Consider the following 17,399-nt stretch of genomic DNA (forward strand, 5'->3'; position numbering starts at 1 on the left):
AATTTCATCACGACTTTTCTTGGTTGCGTGCAATGCCCTCGTTATAATCTACGCTTTATTACTTCTTTAAGCTTGTTGGAATATTACTATGCTAGGCAACCGCACAATGGCGCCTGAGTGGCACGATATCGACGCAGTGATGTTGGCGTGGCCACATGCAAAAACAGATTGGGCTCCTTGGCTAGACGAAGCAAGAGCTACATATATAAACGTAGTCTCGGCGGTTAATCGCAATAACGCAGGCGTTATTATGCTGTGCGCACCCGAAGACATAGAAAGCTTAAAAGCGCTGCTTCCTGAAAACGCTAAGGTTCTTATTATTCCTGCGTCGTATAACGACACGTGGATGCGTGACTATGGCTTTATTACGTGCAAAGACGCCGATGGCAACGGCTCGCCTGTAGAATTCCGTTTTAATGGCTGGGGCAACAAGTTTGATGCTAGCGAAGATAACTTAGCCAACCAACGTTACCTTGCTGCACTTTGTAAGGCTGTACTACGCAGCAGTCCTGTGGTTGCAGAAGGTGGCGCACTTGAAATTGACGAAGAAGGTCACTTGTTAAGCACTGCCCAGTGTTTGCTTAATCCTGAGCGCAATGATGATATGTCGTTAAGCGCTTACGCTGACGCCTTCAAAGACATGCTTGGCTGCAGAAAAGTGACGGTATTGCAGCATGGGCACTTAGAGGGTGATGACACTGATGGTCATATCGACACGCTAGTGCGCTTTACGCCGGATAAAGGCTTAGTTATTCAAGCGTGTAACAACCGCCCACATGATAGTCATTATGAAGGGCTTAAGGCGCTATGCGATGAATGTGCGCTTGAATTACCCGAACACGCACAATTTCATTTGCCTTTGCCCCATATTGAAAATGAAGAGGGTGATAGGCTGCCTGCATCTTATGCGAATTATTTGATATGCAATAACGCTATTTTATTGCCTGTGTATGGTGAACACGAAGATGCCGAAGCTATCGACATTGTGCAAAAAGCGCATCCAAACCATACTGTTGAGCCCATTGATTGCAGCGTGTTGGTAAAACAGTATGGCAGTTTGCATTGTATTTCTATGCAAGTACCCACAAATACGCTGAAAGATTCGATTATTGCCACCTTAAATAAAGGAGTGACACTACATGCGCCCAACTAAGCTGAAAGTTGGTCTGGTTCAGCAGGCCGTTGCCGACAATGATAAAGCAACGAACTGGAACAAAAGTGCCGAACAAATTGCGAAGTTAGCGGCTGAGGGCTGCGAGTGTATATTGCTACAAGAATTGCACAGTACGCTTTATTTTTGCCAGCAAGAAGATACCGACGCCTTTGATTTAGCAGAGCCTATACCGGGCCCTGCCACTGATTTTTTTGGTGAGCTTGCAGAAAAGCATAACATTGTATTAGTGACGTCACTTTTTGAAAAACGTGGCTCTGGCCTTTATCACAACACCGCTGTTGTATTCGATAGAAGCAAAGAAATTGCGGGCAAATATCGCAAAATGCATATTCCAGACGACCCGGGCTTTTACGAGAAGTTCTATTTTACGCCGGGCGATATGGGCTTTACGCCAATTGAAACTAGCGTGGGCAAATTAGGTGTATTGGTATGCTGGGACCAATGGTATCCAGAAGCTGCACGTCTTATGGCGATGGCAGGCGCCGACTTATTGTTTTACCCAACGGCAATTGGATGGGATTTAACCGACACTGATGACGAACGCGCGCGTCAGCACGGCGCTTGGGAGACCATTCAGCGCGCGCATGCGGTGGCAAACTCGGTGCCGGTAATTGTAGCTAACCGCACAGGTTTTGAAGCATCACCTGTTGACGGCGACCCAGGTATTCAATTCTGGGGACAAAGCTTTATTGCAGGCCCTCAGGGTGAAATATTGGCAAAAGCCGAGGCAGATGGCGAAACAACGCTATCGGTAGAACTTGATATGGAACGGACAGAAAAAGTAAAACGCATCTGGCCCTACTTCCGTGATCGCCGCATCGACGCGTACGACGACCTTACTAAACGCTGGCGCGACTAAAAACAAAAATGGGACCAAAGCGGTCCCATTTTTTTGTTTGCGTGAAACGTTATTTTGACTGCAAGCATTTACAGCTTGGACGACGATTATATGAATTTGCCATGAAGAAGCATTCTTCAGACTAGCATTGCATGGCTTTTCTAATGTGTGATAACGTCTGGGCGCTTTTTAAAAAGCTCTAAGCACTAATCAGCGATATCAAGCATCAGCAATAAAAGGATTTTTTATGCGCAAATTGTATTTACCTCTCGTTTTATCAGTATTTTTAAGCGCGTGCGCAACTAAAGGCTCTGCGCCCTATCTCACCTCTGAACCACTCGCTAAACCAGACAGCGTAAGTAATTACTGGGTATCAACAAACAACGAACAGCCACTAAAGTATTTAACTTACGAACAGAAAGAATCGTGTATCGAGCAAAACATCGTCGTAAAAGCTAAGTATTTAATTGACTCACATGGCGATGTATTTAATGTAGAAATTATTGAAGCAAATACAGATGCTGAACTTCAGCGCCTGGTAGAAAAAAGTTTACAGAAAAGAGACTTTCAACCAAGTGAAAGCAACACTGCCTTACAGCCTGTAATCGCCTATTCAAAACTTGAAATGAAGTGCGAGCAGGAAGGGTAAATCTGTGTAACGCGCTATACAAATTAGCTATAAGCGCAGCGGCGTAAATCTTCTTAATAGTAAATTTTACGAATAGTAGATGCTCTTAGTACCCGCTGCCTTGTAGCCCCATTATTTCACCTTAAAAATAATGCTATCGCACAACATAAAAGCATCACGATTTGACGGTGAAATAAGATTTTTTAAAACGTCATCATCAATATCCAGACCGCCGGTGAACTGCCCAAAAGCGGGCATAATAAAAAGGCTTTCGTTGTTTACAAAACACTTCCCAGAAAATCGACGTCGTTTTATAGCGGTGCGCATTTTAGGATGAAAGTGACCAATCACTTGCGCTTTAGGTTCAGCTACTTCTGGCTCGTGCCGAAACACCATGTTGTCTAACACAATCTCAAAACACGGTGTGCCAGGTATGCCTTCAGGTAAATCAGGGTCGTGGTTGCCTTCAACCCACACCCATTCGTTAACGCGATTTACCAAATCACATAAGTAAGTATGGTCGTGCTCTGTCATTCTCGACATGCTGTGTTTATCGTGAAAACTATCGCCTAAACTGATGACGCGGGTAGGGTTATAGTCGTCAATAATGTGTGATAAACGCTGTAATGTGGCGGTAGAATCTAAACTTGGTAAAGGGTTGCCATAGCTTCGCAGAAAGCTCCCTTTTTCTAAGTGTAGGTCCGACACCACCAGCCAGTCACAGGCTGGCAAGTACGCTACACCTCGAGCGTCGAGCACCCACAGATAATCTGCGAATTTGGTAATACTTAGTTGCCTATGCCCTAATTGCTGGGTAAGCCATGTGTCGCTAATTGCCAAATCTTATTCCATTTTTCCAATATCAGGCATGGTTATGCGCTTGTCTTCATTTGCTGTCATGAGAATTGTCACCACCACTCTCATCACGATTGCCCGACAACAATGCTCTTACTTCATCTAACATGCTCTCTGCTTCCGCATACAAGTTTGCCTGTTCGATAATGGCTTGTGCACCCGCCCCTTTTACTTGTTCGCTGCGCACATCTAACACGATGGGAATAGCCATGGGTGAGGGCTTTTCCAAGTTAACCAACGTGGCGCTATCAACGTAGCGTATTAATAAGTTTGCTAAGCGTTTTAAGTCGAGCAGTTCACGCTCGGCATCGGCTCTGGCTACCTTCAACAAAATATGATCTGGGTCGTGCTCGCGCAACGTGTCATAGATTAAATCGGTAGAAAACGTTACCTGCTTCATGGTTTTTTGGCTTGCATGATAGCGCTGTTCCGTTAAACCACTTACCACTGCCACCTGCCTAAACGAGCGTTTAAGCATAGGTGCTTGCAACATCCAATCTTCAAGCTCGTCACCCAAAATATCAGGCTGAAATAATCGCTGTAGCTGTTCTTGCGACACCGTATTAACCGACGCTATCGACAGGCCATAATCGGTAACGCTAAAGCTTAGTGGCTTGATGCCCATTTTTTCCATACGTCGCGTAAGCAACATGCCCAGCGTTTGGTTAGCTTTACGGCCATCAAAGGTGTAATACAGTGTGTAATACGCCTGCCTAAAAGGAAACTGCTCTACCAATACACGCCCTGGCTCAGGCAGCGATGAAAACGCTTGCTGCAAAGTCAACCATTCTTGAACTTGACTAGGTAACGTTCGCCACGATGAACGCTTTGCCAATATGTCGCGTACACCATCGGCTAAATAGGTAGACAATGGCATCTGTCCACCCGCGTAGCTGGGTATTTTCGGCTCTTTCGCCTTGGCAGGTTTTGCGTGAAGCTGCATATCTCTAATGGCTTCATATTTAAGCACCTCGCCGGCAAAGTAAAAGGTATCGCCAGGCGTTAGCTGTTGCGCAAAATACTCTTCTACCTCACCAATAATTTTACCCTGATTGCCACGCCTTATACGCTTTACCTTTAACCTACCCGCTTCAACAATGGTGCCTATGTTTTGTCGATGACGCTGAATAACGCGGCGATTGGCGGGAGAAAACGTACCATCGTTATTTTGAGTAAGTCGCTGATATCGTTCATATGCGTTTAAGGCACTACCGCCATCAAGGGTAAACTGCCACAGCTTTTCAAAATCGATAAGGTCAAGCGACTGGTATGGCGTAGCCTGCAGTATTTGTTGGTATAGGGTATCGGGCGTATCGGCGTTGCTGCATAAGCAATTTAAAATGAACTGCGGAATAATATCTAGCGCGCCAGACTGGGGCGATTCACCGTCTAATTCGCCTTTCTCAATGGCCGTTATCGCAGCCTGACATTCCAAGGCTTCAAATCGATTGGCAGGTATCAAAAGCGCTTCGCTTGGCTCGTCGAGTCTATGATTAGCCCGCCCTATACGCTGCAATAATCGGCTAACGCCTTTTGGAGCACCTACTTGTATTACTTTGTCTACGTCACCCCAGTCTATACCTAGCTCTAGCGCCGACGTACATACCACAGCCCGAAGCATACCGCTTGCCATCATAGCTTCTGTTTTTCTGCGCTGCTCTTTACTTAAACTGCCGTGATAAAGCGCTATGGGTAAAGCTGCTTTATTTGCCTCCCAAAGCATTTGAAATAGCAACTCTGACTGGGCGCGAGTATTCACAAACACCAGCGTAGTTTGCGCTTGCTCTATTGCTTGGTAGATATCGTCAATGGCATATCGCGCCATAAAGCCACCGAAAGGCATGCGTGCTTTTGAATGAAGCATATCTACTTTGGGCTTTTCACCTGCTTTCACTTTCACAATATGCGCTTCCCCGTCGCTTCCCGCTAGCCACGCGCCTAATGTTTCAGGAAACGCAACGGTAGCCGACAGGCCAACTCGCTTTAAGCTAGGTGATAATACGTTTAGCCGCGCTAACGCAAGCGATAGAAAGTCACCTCGTTTATTTGCCATTAAACTGTGCGTTTCGTCGATGATCACGCGCTGAAGTTTTCCAAACAGTTTGTCGGCGTCGGCATAGCTCAACATCAGCATGAGCGATTCAGGCGTGGTAAGCAGTATATGTGGTGGCTTCTTTCGCTGACGCTGGCGTTTGTGTGACGGCGTATCGCCTGTACGGGTTTCTGCTGTTATCGGCAGCCCCATCTCTTCAATAGGCTGCAATAAATTGCGGTGAATATCTTGAGTAAGGGCTTTTAACGGTGAAATGTATAAGGTATGCAGGCCTTTAAACTCTGTGTCGCGCAGTGTTTCTTCCAGCTCAACCAAGCTCGGCAGAAACCCAGATAAGGTTTTACCCGCCCCCGTAGGCGCAATTAACAGCGTACAGGCATGTTGATCTTTTTCTATTAGCATATCGCGCTGGTAATCGCGAAGCTGCCAACCTTTTTGTGCGAACCAATCAGCGAAGACTGAAGGCAGTGGTGTCATTGAATACTCATACATTTTTTACAGCGTTATACGTTGTAATGAGCGGAAAGTTTATAAATCAGAGTTGGTCGAATTTAAGTACTAAACACGTATTCATTGCATAGCTTAACAAAGGAGCGACATCTGCAGTGCATCCATCTACGTGGTTAAAAATTAATGACATAGGCCTTTATTGTGAACCCGGTGATTTTTATATCGACCCTATGTCAGAAGTGGATGTTGCATTAGTCACCCATGGTCATGCAGACCATGCGCGCGCTGGTCACAATACGGTTTACGCCAGCCCAGAAACCCTGGCTATTATGCAAACCCGTTACGGTGAAGATATGGCGGTAAATCAGCATATTATTTCACTGGGTGAATCTATTACCTTTAATGATGTTTCAGTTACCTTTTACCCTGCTGGGCATATTTTAGGCTCTACCCAAATTCTTATCGAGTACGGCGGCTACCGCGTTGTGGTATCTGGCGATTATAAGCGACGTCACGACCCCACCTGCCCGCCATTTAAAGTGGTACCTTGTGATGTTCTAATTACTGAAGCAACCTTTGGTTTGCCTGTGTTTACCCATCCGCCAATAGAAGATGAAATAGATAAATTACTTCATTCGCTTCGCGTATTTCCTGAACGCTGCCATTTGGTGGGAGCCTATGCATTAGGGAAGTGTCAGCGCGTGATCATTGCCTTGCGAGATGCTGGCTACACCAAACCCATTTACCTACATGGCGCTCAATTAAAACTGTGCGAACTGTATAAGCAGTTTGGCATTGATTTGGGAGCCCTTATCCCGGTTTCAGAGGTGTCTGACAAAAAATTATTGGCAGGGGAGATTGTTATTGCACCGCCCTCGGCGCTTGCCGACAAGTGGTCACGCAGTTTGCCCAATGTGCGCACGGTAATGGCCTCGGGCTGGATGCAAATACGCGCTCGAGCAAAACAACGCAACGCCGAGTTACCGCTTATTATCTCTGACCACTGTGACTGGCCCGAACTACTTCAAACCATTGAAGAAGTGGCCCCCAAAGAAGTATGGGTAACACATGGCCGAGAAGACGCATTAATGTATCAGGCACAAAAGATGGGCTTTAAAGCACGAGCACTTTCCTTGGTAGGCTACGATGAAGATGAACAAGGGGGTGACTAGTGGAAGCCTTTAGCCACCTACTTGAACAACTGTATTTCACATCGGGTACCAAAGCCAAAGCACAGCTTATTGCCGATTACATTGCCAACACGCCAGACCCAGATAGGGGTTGGGCCATTGCGGCAATGGCGGGCACCCTAAAGTTCGACTTTTTTAAACGTAACACGGTGAAAAAGTTGATTACCGAACGCACCGACCCCGAATTGTTTGCAATGAGCTATGACTACGTGGGCGAGGTAAGCGAAACCGTTGCTCACCTTTGGCCCGACAGTGAACCTGTCTCTACGTTGCCATCGTTAAGCAGCATTGTTGATACTTTCTCTACTGTAAGTAAACAAAAGGTGTCTGAAACACTAGCGACATACCTTACTATGATGACCCCATCGCAACGCTGGGCGCTATTAAAGTTAGGTACTAGAGGGCTAAGAATTGGGGTTTCAGCACGTTCAATAAAGCAAATTTTGGCTGACTTTGGCGGTAAAGATATTAAGGAAATAGAAACGCTGTGGCATGCGGTTGAACCGCCCTACACCGAACTACTTCAATGGTTAGAGGGCAGAGCAGACAAACCAGATATTCGCAACGCGGTAACCTTTCACCCGGTTATGCTTTCTCACCCTATAGAAGAAAGCGATATTGACAGCTTTTTGCCTAATATCTGGCAAATAGAAAACAAGTACGATGGTATTCGCGTGCAGCTTGCCGTTAATACTGAAAAAGACGACCCAGAAGCTGCGCTTTATTCACGTACAGGTGATGATATAAGTCACTCGTTCCCCGATTTACTAGAGTCACTTTCAGGTAATATGGTGCTTGATGGCGAACTATTAGTTATTCATAACGCTAATACAGCAACTTCAGAATCACCTGCAGAGCCAGAGGTAGACACGTTCAATGCGCTGCAGCAGCGATTAAATAAAAAGAACCCTGCAAAGGCACTTATGCAGTCTAACCCGGTGGGGCTTGTTGTATATGATGCACTGGTACTAGACGGTGAACAGTTAACCGAGCAGACGTTAGCAATGCGACGAGCCAAACTGGAACACTGGTTTTCAAAGCGCGCAATGCCACGGTTGTTTTTATCTACCACGTTACAGGCTTCTTCACCTTCTTCACTTCGAGAGCTACATAAAGCGGTATGTGAAAACCGGGCGGTAGAAGGCCTAATGATAAAACGCCTCGATAGCACGTATGTACCTGGACGGCCTAAAGGGCAATGGTTTAAATGGAAGCGCGACCCACTAGTGGTAGATGCCGTTATGATGTATGCACAGCGCGGCCACGGCAAACGCTCAAGCTTTTACTCTGATTACACCTTTGGTGCATGGCAAGGAGACCAGCTTCTCCCGATAGGCAAAGCCTACTCGGGGTTTACTGATGAAGAGTTAAAAAAGCTGGATAACTGGGTAAGGCGCAATGCAATTGGGCGATTTGGACCAGTGCGTGAAGTGAATAAAGCGCTGGTGCTAGAGGTGGCATTTGATGCCGTGCACCCTTCAAACCGTCACAAGTCAGGAGTTGCCCTTCGTTTTCCGCGTATACATAGAATTCGCTGGGATAAACCTGCCCAAGAAGCCGATACATTGGATAATGTGAAAGCCCTTATCGAAGAATAAGAAACAAAAATAAGTATTCAGAAGCTTCCTAACTGCTCAGAAATCACGGACAATCTTCCAGACTCTAGGCCATTAATGCGCCTGAATTATCAAACAATAGGAATTCGTTATGCCAAAGGCGAGTGAAATTAAAAAGAATAACACCATCGTATTTGACGGTAAGACCTGCATTGTACGCGACATCGAACGCTCTGTACCCCAAGGTCGAGCTGGTGGCAGTATCTATCGCATGCGTATGTACGACGTAGTAACTGGCGCTAAGTACGATGAAACGTTTAAAGACTCAGACATGCTAGATATGGCAGATCTTACGCGTCGCCCTGCAATGTTCTCTTACATTGATGGCGACGAATACGTATTTATGGATAAGGAAGACTACACCCCTTATCACCTAAACAAAGACAGCATTGAAAATGAAGCGTTATTTATCAACGAGGAAACCGACGGTATTCAGGTACTCATTGTAAGCGAAGCGCCGGTAGCACTTGATCTACCGATGAGCGTAGAGCTTGAAGTGGTAGAGACAGACCCGTCTATTAAGGGTGCTTCAGCTACTTCACGTACTAAACCCGCGACACTTTCAACGGGTTTAGTGGTGCAAGTTCCCGAGTACATCAGTACAGGTGAATGGATTAAGGTAAACACTGAAGAACGCAAGTTTCAAAGCAGAGCCGACAAGCACTAGTTCACTTAATAGCTAGCGCTGCCTAATAGCCAGCGCCATACGTTGTGGCGTTGGCTATTAGTAAACATGATGACTACACTAAATCCGCGCTTGTAGGCAGTGCATCAAACGCCCCATATTGCGTTACTGTGTAAGCACCACAGCGAATCGCGAACTCTGTGGCTTCGGTGACATTTTCTACGTTACTTACCCACTCGTTAAACTCACTGCTGTTACTGACTTTTGTGGTAACAAAGTACAAGAACCCACCAATGAAAGAATCGCCTGCAGCCGTTGTATCTTTCACATCTGCTTTTGGTGACGATAATGTACCGTTAAAGTCATGGGTAACAAAGTGAATGGGTTCACCACCGTCGGTGATAAGCACCACCTTCACGCCGCTTTCTAACCACTGCTGAACTTTCGTGTCAGCGTGTTGTGCACCATACAAATCAATTAGCTCTTCACGGCTAGCTTTAATAATGCTTACCTGCTTAGCCATGTTGTCAATTCGCTCTGGCGCATTCGCAGTGTTATCCCAAAATGCAGGGCGGTAGTTTATATCTAAACACACCAACATGTTGCTTTGCTTAGCTTTTTCGAGAATGTAAGTAGTACCCGGCAATAATTCAGGGCCTGACACAGAACCAGAACACAGGTGAAGCACAGTGCTGTCGCTACAGGCGATTGTTGATAAATCACTCTCTGATATGTGCTTATGTGCAGCGTTATCGATGTAAAAGTCGAATGAGCGCTCGCCATTCTCGTCTAAGTTAACAAAAGCCAATGCGGTGTTACCCGCATCGGTTCCCCACACATGTTGGGTGTTAACGTTATAGTGTTCCAGCATGCTTCTTAGAAATTCTCCAAATGTGTCGTTTCCTACTTTCGACACCATGGCGCTTTCACCACCTAACTTAGCAACAGCTACTGCAACATTGGCTGGTGCGCCACCTGCATAGGGCTGAAAGGGCTTCATGGTAGGCATATCACCGTGTTGCGTAGCCGCGCCCTGACTAAGCATATCGATTAATACTTCGCCTAAACACAATACTTTCATATTCACCTCGTTAATAAGCATAAACAGGGGTTAAAGTCGTTTTGAGTAATACCCGTTCGCGCACGCCCAATGCAAAAGCGCCGAGTTGTTCGCACCCATCTCAAGATGGCAGTATTGTTTAAAAACCAGATTAATTCAACCTAGTTGATTTAATCTGGTTTTAAGTCATACCCAGTCGTGGCTTAATTGAAGTCTATTGTGTTAGTCTTCAAACAAATACCATGAACGACACTGATGAATTCAAACGCTTTGAATACACTCCACCTTACTGATGACACTGCTAATACGTTGCTAGATGCACGTTCTTCAAATGAACGCCATGTTTTGTCGCTAATACGCCAGCATGGTTCGCTATCAAAGTCTGATATAGCGCAACACACGGGGTTATCAGCACAATCTGCTAGCGTAATTATCAAGAAATTAGAAGAAGACAAGCTGGTCACCGCACTTAAGGCTGAAAAAAGTGAAGCCCCTGTTAAGAAAAAGGGGCAACCTAAAGTGCCTTTTTCACTCAATGATAACGGTGCTTTTGGTATTGGTCTTAAAATAGGCCGGCGCAGCTATGATATGACACTTCTTGACTTAGCCGGGCAGGTTCGCGCATCGGTGCATGAAAAGATAAGCTACCCCACGGTAGATTCCTTTTTGGAGTTTGTAACGCGTGTGTACCGTGTTGCTGTAAATAAAATTGGCGAGCGCTACGTGAACCGTATTCAGGGTATAGGCGTAGCTATGCCGTCGCATATCTGGCAATGGTCAAAAGAGGTGAATGCACCACAGGACGCACTTGCAGAATGGGAGCATTTTGACCTTCAAAACGCTTTATTTGCACAATACGCATTACCGGTTTTCATACTTAACGATGCTGCGGCAGCCTGCAATGCAGAGTTAAGCTTTGGCAATACAGCACAACACAAAAGCTTTTTATACGTTTTTGTGGGTACTTTCCTTGGGGGCGGCGTAGTTATAAATAACTCGCTAATTAAAGGAAAATCCGGAAATGGGGGCGCTATTGGCTCGCTGCCATTATTGGACAGCGCTACGAATGGTCAGCTGATGTCAAAAGGGTCGTTGTACGTGTTATCGCAAATGCTGGAAGATAACAATGAAAACTCAGACCACATATACGATGATGCAAACCTTTGGTCGTGCAGTGAAGAAGTACTTTCAAAGTGGTGCTCGCAAACAGGTGAAAGCATTGCCTTTGCCGCCCATTGCGCCACCTGCTTTTTAGATTTAGACGGCGTAATTATTGATGGCGCTATACCTGCATCAGTAAAACTGCACATACTCGAAGCAACGCAGCAGGCCATGCTAAAACAAGATACAAGAGGCACTACTCCAGCACAGTTTTCTAGTGGTGTTGTCGGTGTCAAAGCACAATCAATTGGTAGTGCAAGTTTTCCGCTAAGCGCAAATTATTTTTAAACAAGGTCGAGGTACGGGGCAATGAAGTCGTTACATTTTCAACTTCTAGACGGTGGCATGGGGCGCGAGTTGCAGCGCATTGGCGCGCCTTTCAAGCAGCCTCAATGGTCTGCGCTGGCGCTTATGCAAGCACCTAACTATGTAAAACAAGTTCATCAACATTTTATTAATGCGGGCGCCGACATACTAACCACAAACACTTATGCGTTAGTGCCTTACCATATCTCTGATCCCGTGTTTTCAGAGCGTGCTCTTGAGCTTGCAAATGAAGCGGCACGCATTGCGCGAGAGTGTGCGGACGAGGCGAATAGAAAACCCTCAAACGGCCGTGAAATACGCGTTGCAGGATGCATTCCACCGGCTTTCGGCTCGTATCGCCCCGACTTGTTTGATGCCGAGCAGCTAGCCCGTATTCTTTCGCCCTTGATCATCGCACAGGAAAACTACATTGATTTTTGGCTTGTTGAAACCGTTAGCTCCATTGAGGAAGCAAGCTGCGTTATTGAACTCATAAAAAATAAGTCGACCAAGCCTATTTGGCTTTCTTATTCACTTCAAAACCGGCACGACTTTTCAGACCCAGTAAGGCTTCGCTCAAACGAGCTACTTACTGACGCATTGGATATTACCGAACAGCTTGAAGCTCTGTTGTTTAACTGCTCGCAGCCTGAGGAAATGGAAGATGCCATTCGTCTTACACACCAGCACAATGCATCGCTTACGCTAGGCGCTTATGCTAATAGTTTTTCTGAGGTTAAGAGGGAACATGATGCTAATGCCATGCTCTCTACCCTGCGTGAAGATGTCTCCCCTGATAAGTATCGTTCGTTCGCCGAACGCTGGGTTGACGCTGGGGCTTCTGTCATTGGCGGCTGCTGCGGCATTGGGCCTGAGCATATCGCTGAGCTCAATAAGCTCAGAAGATGAAAACTCCTCGAAAAGAGGTTATGAGAAAGGGTTAAAAAGAAAGGCGCTAGTTGCGCCTTTCTTTTTCAACTTTAAATATTCTCACCTAAGAAGTCGAGCAAGCCCTGATACAATTCAGCACGGTTTTCTTCATCGTAAACACCGTGCCCCGCCTGTCTATACTGCAAGTACACTGGTGCTTTACCTGCCGCTGTCAGCCTGTCTGCCAATGCTTCTGAGTTGATCTCTGGCACACGTTTGTCTTTCGAGCCATGGATTAACATCACATTAGCCTTAATCTTATTAACATGATTGATAGGAGAGTAGTCACGAAGCTGAGCCTCGTCATCGCCTAAAACCCTTTTTAAGTAAGACTTACCGCCCCAAATAGACGGAATATCACTTTCGGTGAACATATAGGTTAAATCATAGATCCCTACATACCCAACGGTGCACTTATACATATCGGGTTCACGTACAACGGCCATCAGTGCCGCATAACCACCATAGCTTGCACCATAGGCACACACTTTGTCACCATCAACATAACCGTTGTCGATAGTCCAGCGTGTAGCAGCGTTGATGTCGTCAATCATTTTGCCACCCCATTCACGGTAGCCTTTTCGAATGAACTTACTGCCATAGCCGTCGCTGCCTCTAAAGTTCACCTGCAGCACAGCATAGCCACGACTCGCTAATAACTGTGTTTCACTGTTGTAACGCCAAAAGTCACGTGTTCCTGGCTGGTGAGGGCCACCATGAATCATTACCACAAGCGGCGGCTTTTCCTGCTTTTCAGCAAACTTTGGCAAAGTAAGGTAGCCGTTTATTGTTAACCCATCGTCGGTTTCAAAGCTTATTGGCTTCATTGCTGATAGCGTTCTCGGATCTATCCAACTACTATTTGCCCAAATAAACTCAGCACTTAGGGTGTCTCTGTCAAACAAATAGTACTCACCAGGATTTACGTCACTGCTTACATGAACTAACAGCGTTTTACCGTCTTGAGTACGGCTTGGAATACGCACGGTTTGATTGCCAAATGCATCGACTAGAATTTTATGAATTTGTGCCGTGCGCGAATCTCCTTTTGCATACACATATTCACTTTTTCCAGGATAAGTTATGCCTACAGCAGGCATGCTGTTTTTATCAAATATTGAAAATTCTACATCCGTGCTATGGTCTTCATATACCTTCTCGTAGTCACCAGTCTCAAGTGATAACTTAAATAGGGTTGCAATGCGATCTTCACCCGTTCTGCCCGATAGATATACGTGTTTAGCGTCTTCACTAATGCCAAGCGGAACATAGGTGTCATCAAAATCAAAGGTATTCTCAAAACTTTGCCATGGCGATTCCATGTTTTCACGGTAGGCAGCATAAAACTTATCGTTTTCGTCACGCCAGCCCATAAAGTTCACATCACCAAACTTGTTTGCCAACGCGTAACTATGCGCGTGTGGAAGGGTTTCTAGCTTCTTCTTTCTACCGTTATAGATATTGAGCTTGCTGATAATGGGTTTCTTATTACGGTTGTCGTAATACGTCATAGCGATAAGTTGCCAAGGATATTCAATTATCAGAATATGATCATCGTCACCTTCAAGATAGCTTAATACCTCTTGCGTAGCGTACGTATTATCTTTATTTGAAATACGGCTACCCAACTGTGCATCGCTAGCTCTAAAACCATAAATAAGTTCACGCTTGCTTCCGTCAACATTCATCGCAAATAACTCACCCGTTGGAACTGGTGAGTCAAGCTGGCTGAACTTTTCAGCGTATTCAAATATTAAACGTTCGTTGTTCACCCAATTCACTGTGTGCACAATATCGTTATTGGGCGGGCGAATACCGCTGACTGCTTTCATGGTTTTCGTTTCTAGAATCGCCAACACTATGCGGTTTTCAGTTCTAACGCGAGCAGCAATATGTTTACCATCAGGAGACAACTTTAGGTCTAAATAGTCGCCGTGCTTGGTAAAGTATTCCAAGGGCAGAGTAGTAGATGAGGCACTAGCGCTTAAAAAGGCAAGCGCTATAAACGCAATCCATTTCATGTGAATCCCTGTTGTTTTTATTAGTTCTATTTCTTAAAACAGGAAAATACCGAAATTGTTGCCGCTATTCAAATAGCCAAAAGGCTATAAATAAAGAAGCCTCTAAACAAGAGGCTAATTTGGATGACAAAGAAAAGCGCTTAAAGGGTTCAAAACGCTAGCGTGTTACTACGTTTTTCGCTCCTTTAATTAGCGCTTCTTTGTCTATTTTATTAGGTACTTCTACACCTCGGCGCGCTGCTGGTCGCGCCTCTATGCTGTTTTTCCAACGTATTAAGTTATCTAAACCATCAATACTTACGCCTGACCATTCGTAAGTTCTAACCCAGCACCAATTTGCCATATCAGCAATGCTGTAGTCGCCAGCTAGGTATTCATTATTAGCAAGCTGTGTGTCTAACACCGTAAATAAGCGTCTTGCTTCATTTTGATAGCGGTCTATAGCAACGGGGATCTTTTCTTCCAGATAGCGATAGAATACATTGGCCTGTCCCATCATGGGTCCAACGCCTCCCATCTGAAACATGAGCCACTGAATAACTTGGCTTTTTTGTTTTGGTGAAGAGGGTAAAAACTTACCTGTCTTTTCTGCCAAATAAATCATGATTGCGCCAGACTCAAACACGACATGACCATCGGCTTCTCGGTCGACGATAGCAGGAATACGCCCGTTAGGGTTCATAGCTAAAAAAGACGGTGTTTTCTGTTCGCCCTTCATTAGATTTACGCTGTGCGCCGTATAGTCTAGCCCCATTTCTTCTAATGCCACCGACGCTTTCCATCCGTTAGGCGTAGCTGCTGTATATAAATCTATCATTAGGCTTTTGCACTCGCTCTGTTGCTCACACTGTCATACCAGCGTTTTAGGTTTTCGTGTTTATCGCCTACGCGAATGTTTACTACTCGTGCAAAATCTATTGCACATAACGCCGTTATATCTGCAATTGAAAAGTTATCACCCGCTATAAATGGTTTCACCTCGAGCCTGCGTTCCAAAATATTGAGGTACTTTGCTGCATTAATGCCGGCTTCTTTACCGTATTCAGGCACGGGAACCATGCGGTCTTTGAAGTAACCCGTGGTGTGCTGAAAGCACATCCCAATTTGCATCATAAAAGCGAACTCAACCTGTCGTTGCCACATCGAAATTGTGGCTTTCTCTATAGGTGTAGTCCCCATGAGTGAAGGTTCAGGATGAAGTGCTTCGAAATATGTGCAGATAGCATCTGTCTCTGCAATACAGGTTCCGTCTTCAAGCTCTAAAATAGGGATTTTACCTAACGGATTTTTAGCGCGCATTTCCGCAGTTAGGTTTTCGCCTTTCTGAATATCAACTTGAACATAGTCAACATTAATGCCTTTTTCAGCCAGAAACATGCGAACCCTTCGCGGATTAGGAGCAGTTTTTGTTTCGTATATTTTCATTTTTACACTCGCCAGATCCATACCGTATGTAGCTAGAGTAGTAACACACTGAACATCATTCAAATCACTCTACATAACGGTATGACTATTCAGTAATTTTATGGTTATACCTGTGAGTTCAATCAAATCTTCAGATGAACGTTAGCGAGTTAAAACACGCAACCGCTTTAATTCATTGGCTGAAAAATTTTCCTTTTCATAGCGGCTAACTGCTTCTAGAAGCTCAGCGCCTTCACCAATTTCTTTTGTGAGTTGTTGCTTGAAGTTTTGATATGCCTTAACGCGAGAATCCCAATTCTCTTGTGCTTGCCACGTTTGTATTAAGCGATCTGCTACATCATTACCAAATTGAGCAGCTACAGCATTATAGCGAGATGATAGATCGGGATATTTTTCTTTTATTTTTTTAAGTTCATACATATCTACTGTGGGTTTAAAGGCCTGGCGCTCATTGTCTGATGCATGCTTCAGCGAGTCCATAATTAGGCCTTTTCGTTGTTCACGTGAGAGAGATTTCTCTTTTGAAATTTGCAGTCTTTTTAAAGCTGCTCTATCAATAGAAGCGTCTTCACTGAACAAATAATGATATTCTTCAGCGGTAAAATACCTGTGTCTAAGGTCATCTCTAAAATCCAATTTATACGACACATCAGATAATTCGTGAGAGGCTAAGTCTACGTTCACATCTTCTGTAGAAAGCGCGATTTTATAGTCTATATACCGACTAAATAATGCTATTGCATAATCGACAGATGATTGATTAAAACGACTGCTTGCTTGTTCGCTGTATTTAATGACGACCGTGCTTGCTTCTTCTCCCTCGTGCTCCAAGATAAATCTGTCAAACTCATCTTTAAGACCGAAGTGTAGCTTGAAGTCAATTAACGATGCGCTCTTTGTTGAAAGATAAGACAATAGAGGTGGTGAGATGTCTCCCGTGTTGTTATCAATAGTTGCGACGATGTCGCTCTCATAATTGTGCGCCAAGTCGTTGGAGTCAGTAGCAAAGTATGAGTCACGGCCACTTTCATCAAGGAATAAATATAGTAACAGGGCCAAAGGCCCTG

The 17,399-nt window shown here is 45.1% G+C and carries 15 protein-coding genes; 8 read left to right on the forward strand and 7 right to left on the reverse strand.

Annotation, left to right across the window (positions count from 1 at the left end; all coding sequences use genetic code 11):
- Window positions 1-88 precede the first annotated feature (88 nt).
- The 3 genes from V7R35_RS06125 (at window position 89) to V7R35_RS06135 (ending at window position 2,661) form a co-directional block, all read left to right on the forward strand.
- Window positions 89-1,153 carry an agmatine deiminase family protein gene (locus V7R35_RS06125; protein ID WP_334013844.1) on the forward strand — a complete coding sequence of 355 codons (1,065 nt, stop codon included), beginning with the start codon at window positions 89-91 and terminating at the stop codon, window positions 1,151-1,153.
- Complete coding sequence (locus V7R35_RS06130) at window positions 1,140-2,033, forward strand: carbon-nitrogen hydrolase (protein WP_334013846.1); 894 nt, start codon at window positions 1,140-1,142, stop codon at window positions 2,031-2,033. Before V7R35_RS06125 ends, V7R35_RS06130 begins: the two co-directional genes overlap by 14 nt.
- A 226-nt stretch (window positions 2,034-2,259) precedes the next feature.
- On the forward strand, window positions 2,260-2,661 hold the full coding sequence (locus V7R35_RS06135; protein ID WP_334013847.1) for a hypothetical protein: 402 nt from the start codon (window positions 2,260-2,262) through the stop codon (window positions 2,659-2,661).
- A 111-nt stretch (window positions 2,662-2,772) separates the two neighbouring features.
- Here V7R35_RS06135 and pdeM read toward each other — a convergent pair whose 3' ends face one another.
- On the reverse strand, window positions 2,773-3,480 hold the full coding sequence (gene pdeM, locus V7R35_RS06140) for a ligase-associated DNA damage response endonuclease PdeM (protein WP_334013848.1): 708 nt from the start codon (window positions 3,478-3,480) through the stop codon (window positions 2,773-2,775).
- A gap of 46 nt (window positions 3,481-3,526) precedes the next feature.
- Window positions 3,527-6,025 (reverse strand): ligase-associated DNA damage response DEXH box helicase, encoded by a 2,499-nt coding sequence (locus tag V7R35_RS06145; protein WP_334013849.1) that lies wholly within the window; start codon window positions 6,023-6,025, stop codon window positions 3,527-3,529.
- 128 nt (window positions 6,026-6,153) lie between these two features.
- On the opposite strand from V7R35_RS06145, the gene V7R35_RS06150 reads away from it, so the two are divergent.
- From V7R35_RS06150 to efpL, 3 genes are all read left to right on the forward strand, one after another.
- A complete protein-coding gene (locus tag V7R35_RS06150; RefSeq protein ID WP_334013850.1) occupies window positions 6,154-7,170 on the forward strand; it encodes a ligase-associated DNA damage response exonuclease in 1,017 nt (338 codons plus the stop codon).
- Window positions 7,170-8,786: a cisplatin damage response ATP-dependent DNA ligase gene (locus tag V7R35_RS06155; RefSeq protein ID WP_334013851.1), complete on the forward strand. Its 1,617-nt coding sequence runs from the start codon at window positions 7,170-7,172 to the stop codon at window positions 8,784-8,786. The genes V7R35_RS06150 and V7R35_RS06155 overlap by 1 nt, the downstream gene beginning before the upstream one ends.
- Window positions 8,787-8,895: 109 nt before the next feature.
- Entirely contained in the window at window positions 8,896-9,471 is a 576-nt protein-coding gene (gene efpL, locus V7R35_RS06160; protein ID WP_334013852.1) for an elongation factor P-like protein EfpL, read from the forward strand.
- A 73-nt stretch (window positions 9,472-9,544) separates the two neighbouring features.
- Here efpL and V7R35_RS06165 read toward each other — a convergent pair whose 3' ends face one another.
- On the reverse strand, window positions 9,545-10,510 hold the full coding sequence (locus tag V7R35_RS06165) for a carbohydrate kinase family protein (protein ID WP_334013853.1): 966 nt from the start codon (window positions 10,508-10,510) through the stop codon (window positions 9,545-9,547).
- A gap of 234 nt (window positions 10,511-10,744) precedes the next feature.
- Here V7R35_RS06165 and V7R35_RS06170 point away from each other — a divergent pair, with 234 nt between their 5' ends.
- Together V7R35_RS06170 and V7R35_RS06175 are read left to right on the forward strand one after the other, a co-directional pair.
- On the forward strand, window positions 10,745-11,938 hold the full coding sequence (locus V7R35_RS06170; RefSeq protein ID WP_334013854.1) for an ROK family transcriptional regulator: 1,194 nt from the start codon (window positions 10,745-10,747) through the stop codon (window positions 11,936-11,938).
- A 21-nt stretch (window positions 11,939-11,959) separates the two neighbouring features.
- The gene (locus V7R35_RS06175; RefSeq protein WP_334013855.1) at window positions 11,960-12,865 is read left to right on the forward strand and encodes a homocysteine S-methyltransferase family protein; all 906 of its coding nucleotides are present in this window, start codon (window positions 11,960-11,962) and stop codon (window positions 12,863-12,865) included.
- Window positions 12,866-12,936: 71 nt separating this feature from the next.
- Here the strand turns inward: V7R35_RS06175 and V7R35_RS06180 are convergent, their stop codons facing one another.
- From V7R35_RS06180 to V7R35_RS06195, 4 genes are all read right to left on the reverse strand, one after another.
- Window positions 12,937-14,907, reverse strand: a complete 1,971-nt coding sequence (locus tag V7R35_RS06180; protein WP_334013856.1) for an alpha/beta hydrolase family protein — start codon at window positions 14,905-14,907, stop codon at window positions 12,937-12,939.
- Window positions 14,908-15,064: 157 nt separating this feature from the next.
- On the reverse strand, window positions 15,065-15,724 hold the full coding sequence (locus V7R35_RS06185) for a glutathione S-transferase family protein (protein ID WP_334013857.1): 660 nt from the start codon (window positions 15,722-15,724) through the stop codon (window positions 15,065-15,067).
- Entirely contained in the window at window positions 15,724-16,332 is a 609-nt protein-coding gene (locus V7R35_RS06190; RefSeq protein ID WP_334013858.1) for a glutathione S-transferase family protein, read from the reverse strand. The genes V7R35_RS06185 and V7R35_RS06190 overlap by 1 nt, the downstream gene beginning before the upstream one ends.
- 141 nt (window positions 16,333-16,473) lie before the next feature.
- Window positions 16,474-17,391 carry a lipase secretion chaperone gene (locus V7R35_RS06195; protein ID WP_334013859.1) on the reverse strand — a complete coding sequence of 306 codons (918 nt, stop codon included), beginning with the start codon at window positions 17,389-17,391 and terminating at the stop codon, window positions 16,474-16,476.
- Between the last annotated feature and the right edge of the window lie 8 nt (window positions 17,392-17,399).

The organism is Alteromonas sp. S167 (assembly GCF_036864375.1).
In the GTDB taxonomy this organism is placed as follows: Bacteria; Pseudomonadota; Gammaproteobacteria; order Enterobacterales; family Alteromonadaceae; genus Alteromonas.

Excerpts from the sequence above, each read along its gene's own strand:
- V7R35_RS06130 (WP_334013846.1), top strand. The coding sequence starts at position 1,140 with ATGCGCCCAACTAAGCTGAAAGTTGGTCTGGTTCAGCAGGCCGTTGCC.
- V7R35_RS06190 (WP_334013858.1), bottom strand. The coding sequence starts at position 16,332 with ATGAAAATATACGAAACAAAAACTGCTCCTAATCCGCGAAGGGTTCGC.
- V7R35_RS06180 (WP_334013856.1), bottom strand. The coding sequence starts at position 14,907 with ATGAAATGGATTGCGTTTATAGCGCTTGCCTTTTTAAGCGCTAGTGCC.
- efpL (WP_334013852.1), top strand. The coding sequence starts at position 8,896 with ATGCCAAAGGCGAGTGAAATTAAAAAGAATAACACCATCGTATTTGAC.
- V7R35_RS06135 (WP_334013847.1), top strand. The coding sequence starts at position 2,260 with ATGCGCAAATTGTATTTACCTCTCGTTTTATCAGTATTTTTAAGCGCG.
- V7R35_RS06165 (WP_334013853.1), bottom strand. The coding sequence starts at position 10,510 with ATGAAAGTATTGTGTTTAGGCGAAGTATTAATCGATATGCTTAGTCAG.
- V7R35_RS06125 (WP_334013844.1), top strand. The coding sequence starts at position 89 with ATGCTAGGCAACCGCACAATGGCGCCTGAGTGGCACGATATCGACGCA.
- V7R35_RS06170 (WP_334013854.1), top strand. The coding sequence starts at position 10,745 with ATGAATTCAAACGCTTTGAATACACTCCACCTTACTGATGACACTGCT.
- V7R35_RS06145 (WP_334013849.1), bottom strand. The coding sequence starts at position 6,025 with ATGACACCACTGCCTTCAGTCTTCGCTGATTGGTTCGCACAAAAAGGT.
- V7R35_RS06185 (WP_334013857.1), bottom strand. The coding sequence starts at position 15,724 with ATGATAGATTTATATACAGCAGCTACGCCTAACGGATGGAAAGCGTCG.
- V7R35_RS06175 (WP_334013855.1), top strand. The coding sequence starts at position 11,960 with ATGAAGTCGTTACATTTTCAACTTCTAGACGGTGGCATGGGGCGCGAG.